Origin of the sequence: Lutibacter sp. (assembly GCF_013041805.1) — a bacterium.
Classification (GTDB): Bacteria; Bacteroidota; Bacteroidia; order Flavobacteriales; family Flavobacteriaceae; genus Lutibacter.
Window position 1 is genome coordinate 20227 of sequence record NZ_JABDRI010000020.1, and the last position, 21591, is coordinate 41817.

Genomic DNA, 21591 nt, shown 5'->3' on the forward strand with positions numbered 1-21591 from the left:
TAGGTTAGTAAAAGTAACATAAAAGTTTTCAAATAGTCTATTTTACATCCAACAAATTAAATAAATTAGAATATATAATACGCTATTCAAACAATATAAAATTAATTTCAATTCAACTGGAAAAGTAGAATAGCGCAAGCTAGATATATGTATCAATTTAGAAACCTTGAAAACATAAATATATAGATAATAATGAAACCCAAGAAAACGGTGGGTTTCTATAAAATTTATAGAATAATTCACATTTAATTAACTAATAATTAACAAGTAAAATAGAATTAAACTATTAATTTAGCCATGTTAAAAAACGACAAAATAGAAAATAAAAATATTAAAGGACTACAATTATTTGAATTAGTTTTAACCCTTTAAAAAAGCTTCAAAACTTGCATTTTTGAGGCTTTTATTTTTTTATAGCACGAATAGAATAAAGTAAAGGAATCATTCGTTGACCCTCTGTTAATACAAACATACCGTCAGATGTCTTTTCCATTTTTGGAAAACTATTATAAGGTGATTTCTCAAATTCATGTAAAAATTCAATTTCTAATCCAGCATTTATTAATGAACTTACCACCTCTCCTAAACCATGATTCCAACCATATTCTTTACTAATTATTTCGGCATCATTATTCGTATATGTTCCTTTATATTCTTCATATATCGCTCCTCCATTTAAATAAGGATAAGTGAGTTTTGGAGGAGTTTCTAAAAAATCAAACATCCAAACTATTGGATGAAATTCAATTAAATAGAACACACCTCCTGGCTTTAATTTATCTGCAATAATTTGAGCCCACTTTTCCAGATCTGGTAGCCAACCAACAACTCCATATGAGGTGAAAACTATGTCAAATTTACCTTTAACATTTTTGGGTACATCATATAAATTACTTTCAATAAACTTAGCGTCTAAGCCTAATTCTTTATTTAAGGTTTTGGCTTGCTTTATGCCTTCACTTGAAAAATCAATTCCAGTACAAGTTGCTCCTAACCTGCTTAAACTTAGAGTATCTTGTCCAAAATGACATTGTAAATGTAAGAGTGACTTACCTTTAACATCTCCTAATTCATTTAACTCATAACTGTTTAATGAAGATTTCCCTTTTTTAAATCCCTCAATATCATAAAACTCAGACTTCGCATGAATGCTTACTTTTTTATCCCAAGTTTCTTTATTTACTTGGAAAAACTTCTCATAATTCTCATCCATAATAGTTACATTTTTATAAATAAAATAATTAAACCAAACCATATTATTGGTATTGCCTCCACCCAAAAACTTGTATAATAGCGTGTTCTTTTCGTAGAAGAGAACATTAAAAATAAAGCGGTAATTAGAGAAACAACTATCAAAATATAGGTAAAATAAATGCTGTTTTCAGTCTTGAAAAATTCTAAAAAAATTAAGCCAACTAACATTATATACCCAACCAGCTTTGACTTATCTACCCCTAATAGTTGCGGTAATGTTTTTAGTGATTTTGGATCGATCATAACATCTCTAATATCAAAAGGAATTAGAATAGCTACCAAAAATAAAAAACGTTGAAAAAATTCAATATATACAGTTGAAGTAAACTTAATACCTATTTCATAAACAGGAAAAAGAACAGTTATTCCTGCCCAAGAAATTGCAATACTAATTATTTTTACAAATGGAAAATTTCGAAAGGAAACCTCCATCTTTTTAGTTTTAAATAATGGAACAACATAAAACAAGGTCATAAATGCAAATGGAAAAAGAATTTTAAATGATTGTAAATTAAAACTACTTTTAACTAGAATATAACCCAATAAAAAAATTGATGATATAACTACTAATAATAACATTTTTCGATGATTAAAAAACCACTTTTTGTACCACTGAAGTCTTTTGTACTTCAGTTCAAAAAAACGAATAAAATTATACGAAATGATAATAGAAAGTGCCACAAAAAAAGGAGTTAAATAACTTTCTATTCCAAATTGTACTAACGTGATTTTTGTTAGACAAAAACCTGATAATGCGACGTGAATATTACTAAAAATATAAAAATCAAGTATCTTTTTTAAAACATGCATTTTCCAAATGTAAGTATTTGTTGATATACTAACATTTTTTGGTTAACAAAATATTAGAATTCAGTAAATAAAATAGTAATTTAATTGTACAAATTTCAGTATTTTTGACCACGTTAATTTTTTATATAAAAATACATAAATGAAAACAGACTCATTCGTTTTAAGACACATAGGACCAAGTGAAAATGAAGTTAATGAAATGGTGAAAACTATTGGAGTATCTTCAGTAGATGAACTAATAGATAAAACCATTCCATCTGACATTCGATTGACAAATAATCTTAACCTACCAAAAGCGCTAAGTGAATTTGAATACTTATCTCATATCCAAGAATTAGCAAATAAAAATAAATTATTTAAAAATTACATAGGCTTAGGCTATCATCCAACTGTACTTCCTGCCGTAATTCAACGTAACATCCTAGAAAACCCAGGATGGTATAGTGCTTATACACCTTATCAGGCTGAAATTGCTCAAGGTCGCTTAGAAGCTTTATTAAATTACCAAACTATGGTAACTGAGCTTACAGGAATGGAATTAGCAAATGCATCTTTACTAGATGAAGGAACTGCTGCCGCTGAAGCGATGATTATGCTTTATAATACAAGATCTCGAGCGCAAAAAAAAGAAAATGCATTACAGTTTTTTGTTTCAGAAGACGTTTTACCGCAGACAATTGACATATTAAAAACTCGCGCAATTCCATTAGAAATTGAATTAATATTTGGAAATCACGAAACTTTCGAATTTTCAAATACTGTTTATGGCGGCTTGGTTCAATACCCAGCAAAAAGCGGTCAAATACATAATTATGTGACCTTTACTGAAAAAGCTAAATTGTTTAATGCAAGAATAGCTGTAGCAGCTGATTTAATGAGCTTAGCCGTTTTAACACCTCCAGGTGAATGGGGCGCGGAAGTTGTAGTTGGAACTACACAACGCTTTGGAATACCCATGGGATATGGAGGGCCACATGCGGCATATTTCGCAACAAAAGAAGAATACAAACGCTCAATTCCAGGAAGAATAATTGGTGTTACGCAAGATACGGATGGAAACCGTGCATTGCGCATGGCATTACAAACTCGAGAGCAACACATTAAACGTGAAAAAGCAACATCAAATATTTGTACGGCCCAAGTTCTTTTAGCAGTAATGGCTGGAATGTATGGAGTTTATCATGGTCCAAAAGGACTGATTTATATTGCGAATAAAATTCAAAATTTTGCAGCTACTCTGAACAATGGATTACAAAAATTAAACATCAAGCAATTAAATAGTTCGTTTTTTGATACACTTTTAATTGAAGTTTCAAGTGCTTTAAAAGTGAAGGAAATTGCCGAACAACATTGTGTTAATTTCTTTTATCAGAGTGAATCATTAATAAGTATCTCTTTAAATGAAACAACTTCTTTAGAAGATATCAATCAAATTTTATCAATTCTAGCTCAAGCTGAAAATAAAAATTCTATTATTTTAAACTCTATTGAAGAAAACATTATACCTAAAAGTTTAACTCGTACATCCAACTTTATGATCAATGAAGTTTTTGAAAATTATCATTCAGAAACTGAAATGATGCGATATATCAAAAAATTAGAAAGAAAGGATCTATCCTTAAATCATTCTATGATTTCTCTAGGTTCTTGTACTATGAAATTAAATGCAGCCTCAGAAATGTTACCTTTAAGCTGGCCAAATTGGGGAAATATGCATCCTTTTGTGCCTATTGAACAAGCGCAAGGGTATCAAGAAGTTTTTAAAGAAACAGAGGCAGCATTAAATGAAATTACTGGTTTTGCAGCAACTTCACTGCAACCTAATTCTGGTGCTCAAGGAGAGTATTCTGGTTTATTGGTAATAAAAGCTTATCATGAATCTAGAGGTAATAGCCATAGAAATATTTGCTTAATTCCTTCTTCTGCTCACGGAACAAATCCGGCATCAGCAGTAATGGCAGGTATGAAGGTAATCGTTACAAAATCAACAGAAAAAGGAAATATTGACCTTGATGATTTGAGAGAAAAAGCTGAATTTCATAAAAATAATTTAGCTGCATTAATGGTAACATACCCTTCAACTCACGGTGTTTTTGAAAGTACTATTAAAGAAATTACAAAAATTATTCACGACTTTGGAGGGCAAGTTTATATGGATGGCGCAAACATGAATGCACAAGTTGGTTTAACCAATCCTGCAATAATTGGAGCAGATGTTTGTCATTTAAATTTACATAAAACATTTGCAATTCCACATGGAGGTGGCGGACCTGGTGTTGGCCCAATTTGCGTTGCAAAACATTTAGCACCATTTTTACCGTCCAATCCAATAATTCCAACAGGAGGAGAATCTGCTATAAATGCAGTTTCATCAGCCCCGTGGGGATCTGCTTTAGTTGTATTAATATCTTATGGATATATTAAAATGTTGGGTACATATGGATTAAAAAAAGCCACTATTGATTCTATTGTAAATGCAAATTATATAAAAACTCGCTTAGAAAAGCATTACAAAATTTTATATGCTGGAGAAAATGGGTTTGCCGCGCACGAAATGATTGTTGACTTTAGAGAATTTAAAGCAAAAGGAATTGAAGTTACTGATGTTGCGAAAAGATTAATGGATTATGGATATCATGCGCCAACTGTTTCATTCCCTGTAGCCGGAACTTTAATGATCGAACCGACTGAAAGTGAGGATAAGATTGAACTAGATCGTTTTTGTGACGCTTTAATTAGCATCAAAGGCGAAATAGATGCTACAGAAATTGGAAGCCTAAATTCTGCATTAAAAAATTCTCCTCATACACAAGAAATGTTAACGGCAGATGAATGGAACTATCCATATACCCGCCAGCAAGCTGCTTTTCCATTACCTTATATTAAAGAAAATAAATTTTGGCCTTCAGTAAGACGAGTTGATGACGCCTATGGAGATAGAAATTTAATATGCTCATGTAATCCAATTGAAGATTATATCGAAAATTAGTTTTTAGCTAGCTAAATAACATAATAATAAATTAAAAAGTCTCGAGTTTCCTCGAGACTTTTCTTTTCCAATTAAGCAATAACATAAAAGTAATAATATTGTCGTCCCCACAACGGTAGTATATTATTTTTATCTTTTACAAATACTCTAATTAGAAAACTTATAGTTACAAAAAATTAAAGAAATCGTCGTCCCCACAACAGAAGTATTATCCTTAATTATATCAATCATAACTAAAAGATTTTCAAAAATTACTTTATTTGCTTAATAAATACTGTTATAAAATTACAAAAATAAATACTAAAAATTAGCAGCATTCAACAATTTTACGTCAACTAAAGTTTAAATTTAAAGGTTTTTAACTAATAATTAACGGTTTTTATCAATTTTACGAAAACATTATAGTAAAAAAAAATGGTGTTTACTAAAATAGTAAATTGCAAAATAGTATTTTTGCAAACCGACATAACTAAAATAGTTTTATCAAATGAAAAAAATTACAAAACAAACCTACATTAATTGGTATAAAGACATGCTTTTTTGGCGAAAATTTGAAGACAAGCTCGCTGCGCTATATATTCAACAAAAAGTGAGAGGTTTTCTACATTTATATAATGGACAAGAAGCTGTATTAGCAGGGGCTTTACATGCAATGAAAGAAAATGATAAAATGATAACTGCCTATAGAAATCATGTTCAACCTATTGGATTGGGAGTTGACCCAAAAAGAATAATGGCTGAATTATTAGGGAAAGATACCGGTACCTCTCGAGGAATGGGAGGATCTATGCACATATTTTCCCCTGAACATAACTTTTATGGTGGTCATGGTATTGTTGGTGGTCAAATACCTTTAGGTGCTGGTTTAGCATTTGCCGATAAATATTTCAATAGAGATGGAGTTACACTTACCTATTTTGGTGACGGTGCTGCACGTCAAGGTTCATTACACGAAACTTTTAACATGGCAATTAACTGGAAATTACCAGTTGTATTTATTTGTGAAAATAATGGATATGCTATGGGAACTTCAGTTGGGCGAACTGCAAATCACGAAGATATTTGGAAACTTGGACTTGGATATGAAATGCCTTGTGGACCTGTTGATGGTATGAATCCGGTAAAAGTTGCAGAAGCTATGGAAGAAGCCATTGAAAGAGCAAGAAGAGGTGAAGGACCAACACTATTAGATATTAAAACATATCGTTATAGAGGACATTCAATGAGTGATGCACAAAAGTACAGAACAAAAGATGAAGTGGATGAATATCGTAAAATTGACCCTATTACTCAAGTATTAGATATCATTAAAGCAAAAAAATACGCTACTGAAAAACAAATAAAAGAATGGGATAGTGAAGTAAAAGAAAAAGTAGCTGAATGTCAAAAATTTGCAGAAGAATCACCATTTCCAGATAAGCAACTGTTATACGATATTGTATACGAACAAGAAGATTATCCATTTTTAAAACATAAATAAATGGCAGAAATAATTACAATGCCCCGTTTGAGTGATACAATGACTGAAGGAGTTGTTTCACAATGGCTAAAAAAAGTAGGTGAAAAAGTTTCAGAAGGTGATATTCTAGCTGAAATTGAAACTGATAAAGCAACTATGGAGTTTGAATCTTTCAATGAAGGTACTCTTCTATACATTGGTTTGAATGATGGTGAAGGTGCTCCAGTAGATTCGTTATTAGCAATAATTGGTGAAGAAGGAGAAAATATTGATGATATCATAAAAAACTTTAAAGTTCAAAGTGGAAATGAAGAGAGCTCTTCGACTAAAGAAGAATCTAAAAAAGTTGAAGCTGAACCTGTTCAGAAAATTGAAGAAAAAACTGAAGAACCAAAAGCAACTGTAGTTAACACAAACACTTCAGGAAGAATTATAGCTTCTCCGTTAGCTAAAAAAATAGCAAATGAAAAAGGAATAAATTTAGCATCAATTAACGGTAGTGGCGAAAATGGAAGAATCATAAAGTCTGATGTTGAAAATTTCGTTCCTACTGTATCTGCACCAACTGCTATTAGTTCTCCATCTGTGAGTTTAGGTGAAGTAAGTTATGAAGAAACAGCAAACTCTCAAATGCGTAAGACTATTGCACGCAGATTGGCTGAATCCAAATTTACAGCTCCTCATTATTATTTAATGATAGAGATTGATATGGATAATGCTATTGATTCTCGTAAGGCTATTAATGAATTACCTGATATTAAGGTGTCATTTAACGATATGGTTGTAAAAGCAAGTGCCATGGCATTAAAAAAACATCCAAAAGTGAACTCGCAATGGTTTGATGATAAAACACGAATTAATCATCACGTTAATATTGGTGTAGCTGTTGCTGTTGAAGATGGCTTAGTTGTGCCTGTAATTCCTTTTACAGATCAAAAAAGTATGACTCAAATTGGTGCTGAAGTAAAAGATATGGCGATAAGAGCGAAATCAAAGAAATTAACTCCAGCTGAAATGGATGGAAGCACTTTTACAGTCTCTAACCTTGGTATGTTTGGAATTTCTGAATTTACATCTATTATAAACCAACCAAATTCTGCAATTTTATCAGTAGGTGCAATTATTCAAAAACCCGTAGTTAAAAATGGAGAAATTGTTGTTGGAAATACTATGAAAGTAACATTAGCTTGTGACCATAGAACTGTTGATGGCGCAACTGGATCGGCTTTTTTACAAACTTTAAAACAGTTTATTGAAAACCCAGTAACTATGTTAGCATAAATAGCTACAACTTATATGTTTTAAATATCCCTTTATATGAAAATTATAAAGGGATATTTATTTTATATAAATAATTCATTATCTAGATAAAAGAAACTATTAATAGCTAAACTAATAATAGCTAGGAATTTTCAAAAAAAATCTTTAACTTTAGAGGTAATTCCTTAAAAAAGTAGAACTATGAGTTCTAATCGATTTGCTTCTCATCAATTTTTATTTGGATGCGCATTTCTAAATGAAAATAAAAATTGTCCATTTACTGAACTTCGTAAATTAGCAATTGAAGAAAGAGTTGAGTATCTTAAAAAAATGACATTCCAACAAATTTTTAATTTGGAATACACACATAAACATTGCCAAAATAAAGCATTTCAACTAAAAAAAAATATTTTCAAAAAAAGAAATTTGGCATAAAAAAATCCTCAATTTTCATTGAGGATTTTTTTATATTTTTAACTAAAAATTACTTTTTAAATTTAGCATATTTTGTTTTGAACTTGTCAATACGTCCTGCAGTATCAATTAACTTAGTTTTACCAGTGTAAAAAGGGTGTGAAGTTCTTGAAATCTCTAATTTTACTAAAGGATATTCAACACCATCTACCTCTAGAGTTTCTTTAGTGTTTACTGTTGAACGAGTTAAAAACACATCTTCATTTGACATATCTTTAAATGCTACCATTCTATAATTTTCTGGGTGTATACCTTTTCTCATCGTAAACTCGTTTTAATTCTATTTTTATTTTTCAGACTGCAAATTTAACTATATTTTTGAAACTTCAAACAAAATATTTATTTTATTTACATAAAAAATCATAAAACGCTATTTAAACCATGTCATACAAGTATTTTTTAAGTTTTTTTCTACTAGTAATACTATTTTCCTGTAAAAGTGAATATACATTTATTTTAAACAGTCCAAATAAAATTCAAACTAATCAAGAATTAACAATTTCTATTTCTGAAAAAGGAGACCAACCTATAGACTCCGTTCAATTTTCAATAGATTTAAAAAAAATAGAAAGTACTGGTAATTCTGCAAAACTCAACGTTAGTGATTTTACCTTAGGTAAACATACTATTACAGCTATTGTTTTTTATGAAAACAAAACAAAAAAAGTAAATAAGCCTATATATTTTATGGCCGATTCTGCTCCAGACATTTACACATATAAAATAATAAATACGTACCCTCATGACAAAGGAGCATACACGCAAGGATTAGAATTTTATAACGGCTTTTTATATGAAGGAACTGGAAGAAAAGGATCTTCTTCAATACGAAAAGTTGAGTTAACAACTGGTAAAATAATTCAACAACAAGATTTATCTGAAACATACTTTGGTGAAGGAATTACAATTTTTAAGAACAAAATTTATCAATTAACTTGGCAAAGTGGTATTGGCTTTGTGTATGATGTAGAAACCTTTGAAAAAGAAAAAGAGTTTAAATACACCAAAAGTCAAGAGGGTTGGGGACTAACACATAATGGTGAAAAATTAATTAAAACAGATGGTACGGAACGTATTTGGTTTTTAAATCCCGAAACACTCAAAGAAGAAAGTTATATTGAAGCTTATACTAATACACAAAAAGTTGAAAAATTGAATGAGCTCGAATATATAAACGGAAAAATTTATGCCAATATTTGGCAAAAGAATTCAATTCTTATTGTAAACCCAATATCAGGGAAAGTTGAAGGTGTTGCTAATTTAAACAGTTTGAAAGCTGAAATTTTAAAAGAACAAACTTTGGATGACAGTGATGAAGTACTAAACGGAATTGCTTTTGATAAAGAAAACAATCGAATTTTCGTAACTGGCAAACATTGGAGTAAATTATACGAAATTGAGTTGATTAAAAAATAATCTTCTTTATATTATTTTTACATTTACAAAAACAACCTGAATGCGTTATTATTTAACTTTTTTAATTGCTCTTGCATTGCTTATTTTCTCTTCTTGTAGAAAAGATTTTACAGCTCAATTAAATTCAGGTAATCTTACTTTCTCAAAAGACACCGTCTATTTAGATACTGTTTTTACCAACATTGGTTCAAGCACTTACAACTTAAAAGTTTATAATAAAAGTAGTGATGCCATTTCAATACCTTCTATTCAATTAGGAAAAGGTGAAAATTCATTTTACAGATTAAATGTTGATGGAGTCCCTGGCAAACTATTTGAAGATGTAGAAATTTTAGCTAAAGACAGTATCTATATTTTTATTGAAACTACCATAGATTATAGCCAAATTACAAATCCAATTTATTCAGATGAAATTCTTTTTGACAATGGAGAAAATCTGCAAGATGTTAAACTAATAACCTTGGTAAAAGATGCACATTTTCTGTTCCCATCTAAAGATTTAACTGGCTTAGTTGAAACAATCAATATTGGTATTGATGCTGAAGGAAATCAATTAAATGTTAGAGGTTTTTATTTAGAAGACAATACTATTTTTAAGGCTGAAAAGCCGTACGTTATCTATGGTTATTGCGCAGTTCCGTCAACTAAAACACTTACTGTTGAAGCTGGAGCTCGTATTCATTTTCACTCAAATTCAGGTTTAATTGTTGATAAAAATGCCACACTCACTATTGAAGGAGAACTTAATAACAACGTTTTAATTGAAGGAGATCGACTAGAGCCTGAGTTTAATGATGTTTCAGGACAATGGGGAGCAATTTGGTTAAGAGCTGGAAGTACAAATCATTCTATTAATCATACAGTTATTAAAAATGCTTCCGCTGGAATTATTATTGATTCTATTGGAAGTACCATTACCCCTACTTTAACAATTAAAAACACTCAAATATATAACAGTTTAAACTATGGAATTTTAGGAAGAGAAACTAATATTATAGGTGAAAATTTAGTCATAAACAATAGTGGTCAAGCTTCTCTAGCTTGCACAATTGGTGGTACTTATAATTTTACGCATTCAACTTTTACAAATTTTTGGAATAGTAGTTTGCGCCAATATCCGAGTGTTTTAGTAAATAACTTCTTTTCATATTCTGATGGAAATAACCAAATTATTGAAACACGAGATTTACTTCAAGCGAATTTCACGAATTGTATAATCGACGGAAATAACAATATAGAATTGGCTATTGATAAGGTTGAAGGTTCTCAGTTTAATTATTTCTTTCAGAACAACTTGATTAAATTTAATGATTTCAATAATTCCTATGTAAATATACCTACATACAATTTTGAAGATGAAAATCATTTTTCAGAAAATATCTTTAATGGAAAGTCCGATTTTAAAGATCCGTTTACAAACCAATTCATTATTGGAGAAAATTCTGATGGAATAGAGCAAGCCAATTCCAATGGAACAATTTTAGTTCCTGAAGATATTCTAGGAACTTTAAGATCTTTACCTGCTGATATTGGAGCTTATCAGCATATAATTTTTAATTAAACTACTTATTAAAATAGTTTTCTTTAGTAATTTGGTGCCAATTGTACTTTATATTTTCGTCTTCCCCTTTATATACATCAAATTTATAGAAATTCATTCCAATTTTCTCAAGTACTTTATATGAAGCTATATTTTTAGGCATTGTAATACCAATAATTCTATCTAATTTCAATATTTCAAATCCATATTTAATAATTTCCTTTGAAACTTCAGTAGCTATTCCCTTTCCCCAATATTCAGGTAAAAAACGATAACCAATATCAGTTTCATTTAATTCGGGTAAGTATTTAAGTCCTGCAAAACCAATAACCTTATTTTCAGGCTTATACACTACAGCCCATCTACCATAACCATATTTTTTATAATCTGAAAACCAAACATTTTTAATAATACTTTTTGCCTCTTCAACGGTTTCTAAAGTAACGTCTCCTGTATATTTTTGGACTTCTTTATTCATTGAAAATTCAAAAACAGCTTCACAATCTTCTAATGTAAATTCACGTAATATAATTCTTTCTGTTTCGATTTCAATCATTCGTAGAGGTTTAGTAATAAAATGCCCTAATTTTTATATATAGCAAGGGAAAATATTATATTTTAGCCAAATATATCAAATTATTAATAAGTTTGAATCGCAATAAATTTAAAGAAATGAGAAATGTAATAATTTCAGGAACTAGCAGAGGAATAGGCTTTGAACTGGCACAACTATTTGCCAAAAGCGGATATAAAGTTTTGGCTTTATCAAGAAACGCTGAACCTTTAAAAAATCTAAACATCAAAAATATTACAACACTTTCCATTGATTTATCAAAAGATTCAGAAGTAAAGAAAGTAACTAATTTTGTTACATCTAATTGGAAATCTGTAGATGTTTTAATTAACAATGCTGGCAAATTAATTAATAAACCGTTTGAAGAACTTACATCGGCCGATTATTTATCTGTTTTCCAAATAAATGTATTTAGTGTAGCAGAATTAACACGTCAATTAATTCCATACCTCAAAAAAGGAAGTCACGTTGTTAATATTAGCAGTATTGGTGGAGTTCAAGGAAGTTCAAAATTCCCAGGTTTAGCAGCTTATAGTTCATCAAAAGGGGCTTTAATAACACTTACTGAATTATTAGCTGAAGAATATAAAGAGCGACAAATATCATTCAACGTTTTGGCTTTAGGTGCTGTTCAAACCGAAATGCTAGAAGAAGCTTTTCCAGGATATAAAGCTCCAGTCTCAGCTTTCGAAATGGCTGAATACATATACAATTTTGCAATAAACGGACACAAATTTCAAAATGGAAAGATTGTAGAAGTATCTTCTTCCACTCCTTAATGTATGACTGAAACACTTTTAAAATATATTCCTGAAAATGCTGTTTGTTTGGTTGAAGACATTCTTTCAAACCATCCAATTCATATAAAAATTGTGAAAAATCGAACTACAAAACATGGAGACTTTAAAAAAAATACAAATGGCTCTCTTCAAATTACAGTTAACAATAGCCTTAATGAATACCAATTTTTATTAACGCTTATTCATGAAATAGCACATTTTTTTACGTACAAACAACATGGAAGAGTTAAACCACACGGTATTGAATGGAAACAAAATTTTCAACATTTAATGTTACCTTTTCTGCAGCCTAATATCTTCCCTCAAAATTTATTACCCTATTTAGCAAATTATCTAAAAAACCCAAAAGCAAGTACCGGTTCAGATGTACATTTAAACTATGCTCTAAAACAGTATGATGCAATGTCAGGAAAGAGTTTTATATTTGAACTAGAACACGGAAGTATTTTTACATTCAAAAATAAATCCTTTAAAAGAGGAAACAAAAGAAGAACCAGATTTGAGTGCGTGGAACTAAGTAGTAGTAAAATCTATTTATTCAATCGAAATGCGCAAGTAACTTTAACAGAAGAAAATGAATAAAAATTATTATGCCGTAATTATGGCTGGTGGTGTTGGATCTCGATTTTGGCCTTTAAGTACGCAACAATTTCCAAAACAGTTTCATGACATGCTAGGAACTGGAAGTACACTCATTCAGCAAACATTTAATCGCTTCGAAAATTTAATAAAATCAGAAAATATTCTAATAGCAACTAATAAAAAATACGAAGATTTAGTTCAAGAGCAACTTCCAAAAGTATTATCAAACCAATTACTATTGGAACCTACTATGCGAAACACCGCTCCTTGTATATTATATAGCGCTTTAAAAATTTACAATGAAAACCCTGATGGAATTATGATTGTGGCACCCTCAGATCATTTGATTGACGACGAAACAACATTTTTAAAAAACGTACAAACCTCATTTAATTTTTGTGAAGAACACGATGCTCTAATGACACTTGGAATTCAACCATCAAGTCCAAATACAGGTTATGGATATATTCAATTTGAACATGCTGAGGATACCATTAAAAAAGTAGCAAACTTCACTGAAAAACCGGATTTAGAAACTGCTATTACGTTTATTCAAAATGGAAATTATCTTTGGAATGCTGGTATTTTTGTTTGGAGTGTAAAAAGTATTTTAAAATCTTTTGAAACTAATTTACCCGAGATGTTTTCTTTATTTAATAAAGGTGCTATTTGTTACAACACAACTTCTGAATTGAGTTTTATTGAAGAAAATTATGCATCTTCACAAAATATTTCAATTGACTTTGGAATATTAGAAAAAGCAACTAATGTGTTTGTTTTACCTGTAAACTTTGGATGGAATGATTTGGGAACTTGGGGATCTCTTTATTCTAAATTAAATAAAGACATCAATAATAATGCAACTGTTAACGGAAAAGTTATTTATAGAAATTCAAGAAATAATATTGTACGAACACAAACTGGTAAACGAGTTGTTATTCAAGGATTAGAAGATTATATTGTAGTAGAGAAAGAAGATGTAATATTAATTTGCCCTAAAAATAAAGAACAAGAAATAAAAGAAATTACTTTGGATGTAAAATCTCAATTTGGAGATAAGTTTGTTTAAACTATTTGAATTATGGAAAACACGAATGATAATCAATCTAACGAAACTAAACCTATAAAAGATCAAGATTTTAAAGGGTTATGGGCAGGAATTCAACAATTTCTATTTGACTTATTAGATATATCGCAGGATACCGATAGAAAGGGAACTATTGAAGATATAAAGGGCAATATTTCAATGAAGGGACACACTGCTTGGGTACTTGTGTTTTCAATATTAATTGCTTCGATTGGTCTAAACGTAAGTTCAACTGCAGTAGTAATTGGAGCGATGCTTATTTCTCCATTAATGGGTCCAATTTTAGGTGTTGGCTTGTCTATTGGAATAAATGATATTGATACCTTAAAACGCTCTCTAATTAACTTAGGTGTTATGATTGGGTTGAGTTTGGCTACTTCTTTCGCTTTTTTTCTAATTCCTATTTTCAGAGATGAAACTCCCGAGCTTTTAGCAAGAACTGCGCCAGATGTTCGAGATGTTTTTATTGCAATAGCTGGTGGATTGGCCTTGATTATAGCGTTGAGTAGGCGAAATCAACAAACCAACACTATTGCTGGTGTAGCGATTGCAACCGCATTAATGCCACCGCTTTGTACTGCCGGTTTTGGGCTAGCCACAGGTAATTTAAGTTATTTTGGAGGTGCTATGTTTCTTTTTACAATAAATACCATTTTTATTGCTCTAGCTACATTTGTTATTGTAAAGTTTTTACGATTTCCAATGCTTAAATATATTAATTCTGCAAAAAGGAAACGTATCGCAAGATTGGCTTCATTTGTAGCTCTTATTGTTTTTTCAGGAAGTATATTTATGTTCTTTAATTTATTTCAAGAAAATCAATTCAAACAAGCTGCTAAACATTTAATTAGTGACGTAAAAGAGAGTGGTATTAGTATTATTGATGAAGTTGATGAAAATATAGACTACAAAAATAATAGTGTTAAAATTGTTATTTATGGAAATAAGCTTTCTAAAGAAAAAAAAGAAAACTGGATTGCCAAACTACCAGAATATGGCTTAACAGGAACGCAATTAATTATACAAGAAGGTATTGATGACTCTGACTTACGTAATGAAGTAAAAAACCTAACCGATTTGTATGTTCAAAATCAAAAAATAATTTCATCACGAGATGAATCCATTAAAGAGAAAGAGGATAAAATTAAATTACTAGAATCTGAATTGTCAAAATATTACGATAGTCAAATTCCATTCATACAAATTAGTAAAGAAGCTCAAATAAATTATAATGGACTATCACAGCTTAGCTATGCGAAATTAATAAATACAAACTTTAATGCTGTTGATACCTTAACTGTTTTTAATACAAAATGGTACGACTCAATACCTAATACGATTGAGCAAAAAGTTCTTTTAAAAAAATGGCTTAAAACAAGATTGAACTTAGATACACTAATGGTGAATTAAAAGAAAAGTAAAACTCACAAAAAAACCTCAAACAAATGTTTGAGGTTTTTTTGTGGTGAGAGAAGGATTCGAACCTTCGAAGCTTGCGCAGCAGATTTACAGTCTGCCCTCGTTGGCCACTTGAGTATCTCACCGAAAATTTATACTTAAAAACTTCTCAAATTTGAGAAGTTTTTGTGACCTGGCTGGGGCTCGAACCCAGGACCACCTCCTTAAAAGGGAGGTGCTCTACCAACTGAGCTACCAGGTCTAATTATTCCTTTTTAGCGGGTGCAAATATAAAAGTATATTTTAATAAAACAAACTTCTTTTTTATTTTGTTTTATTGAGATAAGCTTCTCTAACTTGCTTAAATAAATTTGAAGAATAGACAAAATCTACAACAGCCTCATTTTCAGTTTTAAATATTTCCTCATTAGAGCCTTCCCATGCATTTTTACCATCTTTTAAAAAGATGATTTTTTCTCCAATTTCCATTACAGAGTTCATATCATGTGAATTAATAATGGTAATCATTTGATATTCTTTCGTAATTTCTTGAATCAAATTATCAATAACAGTTGCAGTTCTTGGATCTAAACCTGAATTTGGCTCATCACAAAATAAATATTTAGGATTCATTACAATTGCTCGTGCAATTGCAACACGTTTTTGCATTCCACCAGATAATTGTGCTGGAAATTTTTTATTTACATTTTCCAAATTAACCCTATTTAAAACAACATTTACTCTATCGAGCATTTCAGAGTTTGGTTTATTGGCAAACATTTTTAACGGGAACATAATATTTTCTTCAATAGTTAGAGAATCAAACAGAGCACCTCCTTGAAAAACCATTCCCATTTCCTGCCTCAATTGTCTGCGTTGTTTAATTCCTAGCTCTGTATGAATCCTTCCGTCGAAACATATTTTCCCTTTTTCAGGAATGTGTAAACCTAACAAACACTTTAAAAAAACTGTTTTACCAGAACCACTTTGGCCAATTATTAAATTAGTTTTTCCTTTTTCAAAAGTAGTTGAAATACCCTTTAATACTGGTACTCCGTTAAACTCTTTATATAAATTTTTAACTTCAATCATTTATCCTAGTAGCATTTGAGTTAAAAAATAGTTTAATAAAATTATAACAATACTTGTCCAAACAACAGCTCTTGTACTTGCCCTTCCGACTTCTAATGACCCTCCTTTAACATAAAAACCATGATATGCAGGAATCGTGGTTATGATAAAAGCAAAAACAACTGTTTTTGTTAATGCATATTTAATAAAATAAGGATCAAAATCAAGTTGAATACCATAAATAAAATCTTCACTAAAAAATAAATCTGTTAATAAACCTGCAAAATATCCACCTACTATTCCCAAAAACATAGAGAGTAATATAAGTAAAGGATAGAAAAATAATGCTGCCAGTATTTTTGGTAAAACTAGATAGTTTAATGAATTAATTCCCATCACTTCTAGGGCATCTATTTGCTCTGTCACTCGCATAGTCCCCATACTAGAAGTTATATAAGAACCTACTTTTCCTGCTAAAATAATCGACATAAATGTTGGTGCAAATTCTAAAATAATACCTCTTTTTGTGGCAAAACCTATTAAATATTTTGGGATAAAAGGGCTATCAACATTTAACGCTGTTTGTATAGCAACCACACCTCCAACAAAAAAAGAAATAAACATTATGATTCCTAATGATTTTAATCCTAAATCATCGATTTCCCTAAACAACATTTCTCTAAAAACCGACCATTTTTGTGGTTTTCTAAAAACTTGCCTTAGCATGATAAAGTACTTTCCTATATGCTTTAAATAATACATTAAAATTATTTTTTGCTAAAGTATTAAATTATATACTTAAATATATGTTTTCAAATTATAAAATTAATTATTGAATTTGAGATTTTCAATTTTATAAAAATAAAAAAGGGCTTCATCTGAAGCCCTTTTGGTTGTAATATTTGCTCTAATTATCTAATGTCGGTTAGTTCATCTCCGCATAAATTTTTGCAAAATTCAAAATACATTGCCCAACTATCTCCTTCAAATCCTTCTCCTTGTCCCCATCCTGTTTCACGTTGGATAACAACTCCTTTATCATCTATTCTCTCAACTTCTGAATGTGCCGCTATATAAAAACATTCTTCAAATGCTTCTGCAGGTATTTTATATTCAACTTCAAACTTTGAAATAATATTTGCTTCGTAATCCATTCGTTTTTCGAAAACTCCTGGTTTTGGATTTCCTTTTTTAGTTTCGGGAATTCCTTCTCTATCACCGGCATATAAATGAGTAAGTTTAATAATCCATTCATCATTGGTGATATAACTTATATAAACATAATTGGTACCATCTTCATTTACTATCTCCACATCAATTCTACCAGCTGTATAATTTTGTCCAGCAATTAATGGCGTTGTGAAACATGCAGTCTCTGAATTTCTAAAATTTAAATCTGTAAAATCATTTGTGCTGACACTGAATTCAAACGAGTTCGCTTCTAAAATTTCAAATTCATCATTTGTTTGACAGCTATAAGATATACTCAATAAAAATATAGCTAAAAGGATAATTTTTTTCATAATTTAATAGTTTTAAGAGGTTTTTACTATTTTTAACGTTATAAATATACAATTAAATAACCAATTATAACCAAAAACAAACCTTTTATTTAAAAAATAACACCTTTTATATAAATTTTAAGCTTTACTAATGACTCAAGATAAATTAATATTTGTATACAATAGCATTAATATTCATTCCTGCTCCAACTGAAGCCAATATTACAACATCTCCTTTCTTAATTTCTTGATTTTCAACTTTACCACGTTTAACTAAATCAAATAAGGTTGGTACAGTAGCAACTGAACTATTTCCTAGTTTATGAATACTCATAGGCATTATACCTTCTGGAAGTTTTGTTTTGTACAATCTATAAAAACGTTTTATAATGGCCTCATCCATTTTTTCATTAGCCTGATGAATAAATATCTTTTTTACTTCAGCGATATCTATACCTGTTTTGTCCAATGCTTTTTTCATGGCTAAAGGAACATTATTTAAGGCATATTCATAAATTTTTCGACCATACATTTTTATGTACCTAATGTTTTCGTCTGCAGCTTGATCAAATGATTTTCCAAAATACAAATAATAGCACTCATCTAAAGCATCTGTTTGTGCTATATGACTTAAAATTCCCGAAGAAGAATCATTTTTAACAGCCTCAATAACGCAAGCACCTGCTCCATCAGAATATATCATTGAATCTCTATCATAAGGATCAACAACTCTAGATAATGTTTCTGTTCCAATAACTAAACATTTTTTTGCAATTCCAGCCTTTATAAAGGCTTCTGCTTGAATTACTCCTTGAATCCACCCAGGACATCCAAAAAGAATATCGTAAGCCACACAACTAGGATTTTTAATTCCTAATTTGTGCTTTACTCTTGAAGCTAAACTTGGCAAAATATCACTTTGAATTGCCGTGCTTTTTACATCTCCAAAATTATGTGCCAAAATTATATAATCCAATTCTTCTTGATTTACTTGAGCATCATCAATTGCTTTTTGCGCAGCAAAAAATGCTAAATCCGATGATGTTAAATCATCTGTTGCATATCTCCTTTCTTCAATACCGGTTATCGCTTTAAATTTTTCTATTACAACTTCATTTTCATACTCCATTGAAGTTCCATCATCATTTAAAAATTGATTTGATAAAAAATCGGAATTCTTTTTAATTTGTGAAGGAATAAAACTCCCTGTTCCTGTAATTACTGATTGTATATTCATGCTAAAAAATTGATGTTCAAATGTAAAAATGTATTAAGAATTTAGTGCTGAAATTTTAATTTCCATTACGGTGGCTATAGACAACGCTTTTTCCTTCGCAGTTTGTGCAGTTCGCCCAAAGAACAAGTCATCAATAGAACCATTAAATATTGATAACCAGCGCTTAAAGTGCTTAGCTTCAAAAGGTTTTGTTTGATGCAATTGCATATGTGGTTTCATTGCATTTTTACGATACCCACCTGAGTAAAATAACACATTGTCCCAAAAACTTACTAATACTTGTAAATGCTCTTCTAATAATTTCGGATTCCTAAAATTAATAAAAAAATGATGCATTTCTGCATCACTCATTAATTTTATATAAAAGTACTTTACTAGTTTATAAATGTCTTCTTTATTTTTAATATCATCTTTCATAATGCCTGCTATAAAAACGACTTATCAAAGGCAATTGGAAGTAAATCTAATAAGGAATCTGTTTTTATTACTTTCCCTACTTCACCCATAAAATAGACCTCAATTTCATCTTTTTGCTTTAATTCATATTCAGATAAAGTTTGTCTACAAGCGCCACAAGGTGCTACGGGTTCTCTCGTAATTTGTGCAGATGAACTCGCCGTAATGGCTAATTTTAAAATTTTAAGATGTGGATATTCTGAAGACACTTTCCAGATTGCTACCCGCTCTGCACACATCCCTGATGGATATGCTGCATTTTCTTGATTGTTTCCTGTGACAATTGTACCATCTTCCAGAAGAAACGCAGCTCCAACTTTAAATTTAGAGTAGGGTGCATAGGCACTTTTCTTTGCTTCAATAGCTTTATTCATTAAATTTTTTGCTGAGCTTGAAAGCTCTTCCAAAGAATCAAAAACGGTAATTTTAGTTTTTATTTCAACTTTTTTCATCAAGTTATCTTCTATCTCTTATTAGATTATTTCAACAGGTTGTTAGCGATTTAAATACTAATGTATTTCAAATAATTCTCCAAAATCAAAGGCTAACGAAAATCTTAATGTATTTTCTAAAGGATTGTTAATATTTGAAGCATTAAATAAATAAGATATATCTAATCTCGTACTTTTAAATTTAAATCCTGAACCTAGTGTAAAATATTTACGAGCTCCCTTTAAATCACTTTCATTAAAGTAACCAGCTCTAATAGCAAACGAATGATCATACATATATTCAGCACCTAGAGCCCAAGTAAACTCTTTCAATTCCTCGCTAAATCCACCTGGAGCATCTCCAAAAGAACTAAACATACCACTAACAAAACCGACGTCGTCTTGCACATATGGAGCCTCACCATCATCATTTACGGAAATACTCGGCGTTGGTACTAACAATTTATTGAATTCTAAATTTACACTTACCTTATTAAAGGTGTCCAAAATAAAATCAAAACCTCCTCCTATTTTCAAATTTGTAGGAATAAAATTTTCAAGTCCATCATCTGTATAAGAAACTTTTGGACCAATATTAGATATATTATATCCTCCTCTCCACATCCCATTAAAGTTACCATAGTTTTTTTCATCAGATTGAAAATAACCAGAGATATCAACGGCAAATGTATTTACTGGTTGTATGGTTGAATTAGCAGATTCAATACCTAAATCAGAACGAATATAACGCATTGTTACACCCATTGCATAAGTTTCACTTAACTTTAGTGAATACGAGGCATCCAAAGAAAATTCATTTAACTTTTCAGTTCCTTCAGGCGCTCCATTTATATCGGTTAAATCTATTTGACCTAGATTAAAATATTTTAAACTTGTTGCCCATGCACTCCTATCATCAATTCTATTGGCAAAAGAAAATCCTCCTAAAAAAACATCATTTGTAAGTTCTCTTAACCAAGGTGTATAAACAATACCAACGGAAAATTGAGAAGGCATAAATGCAAATTTTGACGCATTCCAATGCTGAGAATTCGCATCTGGAGAAGTTGCAACACCAATATCTCCCATACCTCCTGCTCTAGCATCAGGAGCAATAAGTAAAAAAGGTGCGGCTGTTGTTATAGTGTTTTGAGCTTCTTGTGAATAAAATTTTGTGAATATTAATGAAATTGCAAGAGCTAATATGATTCCTTTTCTCATTTATTTGGTAATTTAATTTTACAAATATCT

General features: G+C 30.4%; 21 protein-coding genes and 2 tRNA genes. 10 read left to right on the forward strand and 13 right to left on the reverse strand.

Translation table 11 applies throughout. The features are described 5' to 3' along the window. Nucleotides 1-403: 403 nt before the first annotated feature. Both HKP59_RS02925 and HKP59_RS02930 read right to left on the reverse strand, forming a co-directional pair. On the reverse strand, nt 404-1213 hold the full coding sequence (locus HKP59_RS02925) for a class I SAM-dependent methyltransferase (RefSeq protein WP_291803277.1): 810 nt from the start codon (nt 1211-1213) through the stop codon (nt 404-406). Nucleotides 1214-1218: 5 nt separating this feature from the next. Continuing rightward, nucleotides 1219-1833, reverse strand: coding sequence for a hypothetical protein (locus tag HKP59_RS02930; RefSeq protein WP_291803280.1), 615 nt, complete (start codon nt 1831-1833; stop codon nt 1219-1221). A 370-nt stretch (nt 1834-2203) separates the two neighbouring features. Here HKP59_RS02930 and gcvP point away from each other — a divergent pair, with 370 nt between their 5' ends. The 4 genes from gcvP to HKP59_RS02950 all read left to right on the forward strand — a co-directional run bounded on the left by gcvP (nt 2204) and on the right by HKP59_RS02950 (nt 8207). After that, nucleotides 2204-5053, forward strand: coding sequence for an aminomethyl-transferring glycine dehydrogenase (gcvP, locus tag HKP59_RS02935; protein ID WP_291803282.1), 2850 nt, complete (start codon nt 2204-2206; stop codon nt 5051-5053). A 487-nt stretch (nt 5054-5540) separates the two neighbouring features. After that, nucleotides 5541-6533, forward strand: a complete 993-nt coding sequence (gene pdhA / locus HKP59_RS02940; RefSeq protein ID WP_291803284.1) for a pyruvate dehydrogenase (acetyl-transferring) E1 component subunit alpha — start codon at nt 5541-5543, stop codon at nt 6531-6533. Beyond that, nucleotides 6534-7793 (forward strand): pyruvate dehydrogenase complex dihydrolipoamide acetyltransferase, encoded by a 1260-nt coding sequence (locus tag HKP59_RS02945; RefSeq protein WP_291803286.1) that lies wholly within the window; start codon nt 6534-6536, stop codon nt 7791-7793. It begins immediately after the preceding gene. 180 nt (nt 7794-7973) lie between these two features. Further along, entirely contained in the window at nt 7974-8207 is a 234-nt protein-coding gene (locus tag HKP59_RS02950; protein ID WP_291803287.1) for a hypothetical protein, read from the forward strand. Between the two features lie 49 nt (nt 8208-8256). Here the strand turns inward: HKP59_RS02950 and HKP59_RS02955 are convergent, their stop codons facing one another. After that, the gene (locus HKP59_RS02955) at nt 8257-8508 is read right to left on the reverse strand and encodes a type B 50S ribosomal protein L31 (protein ID WP_068210885.1); all 252 of its coding nucleotides are present in this window, start codon (nt 8506-8508) and stop codon (nt 8257-8259) included. A 119-nt stretch (nt 8509-8627) separates the two neighbouring features. Between HKP59_RS02955 and HKP59_RS02960 the strand changes: the two genes are divergently transcribed. Both HKP59_RS02960 and HKP59_RS02965 read left to right on the forward strand, forming a co-directional pair. Further along, nucleotides 8628-9662, forward strand: a complete 1035-nt coding sequence (locus tag HKP59_RS02960; RefSeq protein ID WP_291803288.1) for a glutaminyl-peptide cyclotransferase — start codon at nt 8628-8630, stop codon at nt 9660-9662. Nucleotides 9663-9702: 40 nt separating this feature from the next. Further along, nucleotides 9703-11223, forward strand: coding sequence for a hypothetical protein (locus HKP59_RS02965; protein WP_291803289.1), 1521 nt, complete (start codon nt 9703-9705; stop codon nt 11221-11223). 1 nt (nt 11224) lies between these two features. Here the strand turns inward: HKP59_RS02965 and HKP59_RS02970 are convergent, their stop codons facing one another. After that, nucleotides 11225-11758, reverse strand: coding sequence for a GNAT family N-acetyltransferase (locus tag HKP59_RS02970; RefSeq protein ID WP_291803290.1), 534 nt, complete (start codon nt 11756-11758; stop codon nt 11225-11227). A gap of 116 nt (nt 11759-11874) precedes the next feature. On the opposite strand from HKP59_RS02970, the gene HKP59_RS02975 reads away from it, so the two are divergent. The 4 genes from HKP59_RS02975 to HKP59_RS02990 are packed head-to-tail and all read left to right on the forward strand — an operon-like array spanning nt 11875 to nt 15655. Further along, the gene (locus HKP59_RS02975) at nt 11875-12555 is read left to right on the forward strand and encodes an SDR family oxidoreductase (RefSeq protein ID WP_291803292.1); all 681 of its coding nucleotides are present in this window, start codon (nt 11875-11877) and stop codon (nt 12553-12555) included. 3 nt (nt 12556-12558) lie between these two features. Then, a complete protein-coding gene (locus tag HKP59_RS02980; RefSeq protein WP_291803294.1) occupies nt 12559-13158 on the forward strand; it encodes a SprT-like domain-containing protein in 600 nt (199 codons plus the stop codon). Continuing rightward, on the forward strand, nt 13151-14227 hold the full coding sequence (locus tag HKP59_RS02985) for a mannose-1-phosphate guanylyltransferase (protein WP_291803296.1): 1077 nt from the start codon (nt 13151-13153) through the stop codon (nt 14225-14227). Before HKP59_RS02980 ends, HKP59_RS02985 begins: the two co-directional genes overlap by 8 nt. A 12-nt stretch (nt 14228-14239) precedes the next feature. After that, nucleotides 14240-15655, forward strand: a complete 1416-nt coding sequence (locus tag HKP59_RS02990; RefSeq protein ID WP_291803298.1) for a DUF389 domain-containing protein — start codon at nt 14240-14242, stop codon at nt 15653-15655. A 53-nt stretch (nt 15656-15708) separates the two neighbouring features. On the opposite strand, the gene HKP59_RS02995 is transcribed toward HKP59_RS02990, so the two are convergent. The 9 genes from HKP59_RS02995 to porV all read right to left on the reverse strand — a co-directional run bounded on the left by HKP59_RS02995 (nt 15709) and on the right by porV (nt 21561). Next, nucleotides 15709-15789, reverse strand: a tRNA-Tyr gene (locus HKP59_RS02995). A gap of 43 nt (nt 15790-15832) precedes the next feature. Beyond that, nucleotides 15833-15905: transfer RNA gene (locus tag HKP59_RS03000), tRNA-Lys, on the reverse strand. Between the two features lie 62 nt (nt 15906-15967). Continuing rightward, the gene (locus HKP59_RS03005) at nt 15968-16735 is read right to left on the reverse strand and encodes an ATP-binding cassette domain-containing protein (RefSeq protein ID WP_291803299.1); all 768 of its coding nucleotides are present in this window, start codon (nt 16733-16735) and stop codon (nt 15968-15970) included. Further along, complete coding sequence (locus HKP59_RS03010) at nt 16736-17476, reverse strand: ABC transporter permease (RefSeq protein ID WP_291803301.1); 741 nt, start codon at nt 17474-17476, stop codon at nt 16736-16738. Between the two features lie 149 nt (nt 17477-17625). Continuing rightward, complete coding sequence (locus HKP59_RS03015; protein WP_291803302.1) at nt 17626-18237, reverse strand: hypothetical protein; 612 nt, start codon at nt 18235-18237, stop codon at nt 17626-17628. Nucleotides 18238-18382: 145 nt separating this feature from the next. Then, nucleotides 18383-19453, reverse strand: coding sequence for a 3-oxoacyl-ACP synthase III family protein (locus tag HKP59_RS03020; RefSeq protein ID WP_291803303.1), 1071 nt, complete (start codon nt 19451-19453; stop codon nt 18383-18385). Nucleotides 19454-19486: 33 nt separating this feature from the next. Next, nucleotides 19487-19870, reverse strand: a complete 384-nt coding sequence (locus HKP59_RS03025; protein ID WP_291803304.1) for a group III truncated hemoglobin — start codon at nt 19868-19870, stop codon at nt 19487-19489. Nucleotides 19871-19878: 8 nt separating this feature from the next. After that, entirely contained in the window at nt 19879-20361 is a 483-nt protein-coding gene (gene cdd / locus HKP59_RS03030) for a cytidine deaminase (protein WP_291803305.1), read from the reverse strand. Between the two features lie 57 nt (nt 20362-20418). Next, the gene (gene porV / locus HKP59_RS03035; RefSeq protein ID WP_291803307.1) at nt 20419-21561 is read right to left on the reverse strand and encodes a type IX secretion system outer membrane channel protein PorV; all 1143 of its coding nucleotides are present in this window, start codon (nt 21559-21561) and stop codon (nt 20419-20421) included. Nucleotides 21562-21591: the final 30 nt, after the last annotated feature.

Coding starts and splice junctions, on each gene's coding strand:
- HKP59_RS02925 (WP_291803277.1), bottom strand. CDS start 1,213: ATGGATGAGAATTATGAGAAGTTTTTCCAAGTAAATAAAGAAACTTGG.
- HKP59_RS02930 (WP_291803280.1), bottom strand. CDS start 1,833: ATGTTATTATTAGTAGTTATATCATCAATTTTTTTATTGGGTTATATT.
- gcvP (WP_291803282.1), top strand. CDS start 2,204: ATGAAAACAGACTCATTCGTTTTAAGACACATAGGACCAAGTGAAAAT.
- pdhA (WP_291803284.1), top strand. CDS start 5,541: ATGAAAAAAATTACAAAACAAACCTACATTAATTGGTATAAAGACATG.
- HKP59_RS02945 (WP_291803286.1), top strand. CDS start 6,534: ATGGCAGAAATAATTACAATGCCCCGTTTGAGTGATACAATGACTGAA.
- HKP59_RS02950 (WP_291803287.1), top strand. CDS start 7,974: ATGAGTTCTAATCGATTTGCTTCTCATCAATTTTTATTTGGATGCGCA.
- HKP59_RS02955 (WP_068210885.1), bottom strand. CDS start 8,508: ATGAGAAAAGGTATACACCCAGAAAATTATAGAATGGTAGCATTTAAA.
- HKP59_RS02960 (WP_291803288.1), top strand. CDS start 8,628: ATGTCATACAAGTATTTTTTAAGTTTTTTTCTACTAGTAATACTATTT.
- HKP59_RS02965 (WP_291803289.1), top strand. CDS start 9,703: ATGCGTTATTATTTAACTTTTTTAATTGCTCTTGCATTGCTTATTTTC.
- HKP59_RS02970 (WP_291803290.1), bottom strand. CDS start 11,758: ATGATTGAAATCGAAACAGAAAGAATTATATTACGTGAATTTACATTA.
- HKP59_RS02975 (WP_291803292.1), top strand. CDS start 11,875: ATGAGAAATGTAATAATTTCAGGAACTAGCAGAGGAATAGGCTTTGAA.
- HKP59_RS02980 (WP_291803294.1), top strand. CDS start 12,559: ATGACTGAAACACTTTTAAAATATATTCCTGAAAATGCTGTTTGTTTG.
- HKP59_RS02985 (WP_291803296.1), top strand. CDS start 13,151: ATGAATAAAAATTATTATGCCGTAATTATGGCTGGTGGTGTTGGATCT.
- HKP59_RS02990 (WP_291803298.1), top strand. CDS start 14,240: ATGGAAAACACGAATGATAATCAATCTAACGAAACTAAACCTATAAAA.
- HKP59_RS03005 (WP_291803299.1), bottom strand. CDS start 16,735: ATGATTGAAGTTAAAAATTTATATAAAGAGTTTAACGGAGTACCAGTA.
- HKP59_RS03010 (WP_291803301.1), bottom strand. CDS start 17,476: ATGTATTATTTAAAGCATATAGGAAAGTACTTTATCATGCTAAGGCAA.
- HKP59_RS03015 (WP_291803302.1), bottom strand. CDS start 18,237: ATGAAAAAAATTATCCTTTTAGCTATATTTTTATTGAGTATATCTTAT.
- HKP59_RS03020 (WP_291803303.1), bottom strand. CDS start 19,453: ATGAATATACAATCAGTAATTACAGGAACAGGGAGTTTTATTCCTTCA.
- HKP59_RS03025 (WP_291803304.1), bottom strand. CDS start 19,870: ATGAAAGATGATATTAAAAATAAAGAAGACATTTATAAACTAGTAAAG.
- cdd (WP_291803305.1), bottom strand. CDS start 20,361: ATGAAAAAAGTTGAAATAAAAACTAAAATTACCGTTTTTGATTCTTTG.
- porV (WP_291803307.1), bottom strand. CDS start 21,561: ATGAGAAAAGGAATCATATTAGCTCTTGCAATTTCATTAATATTCACA.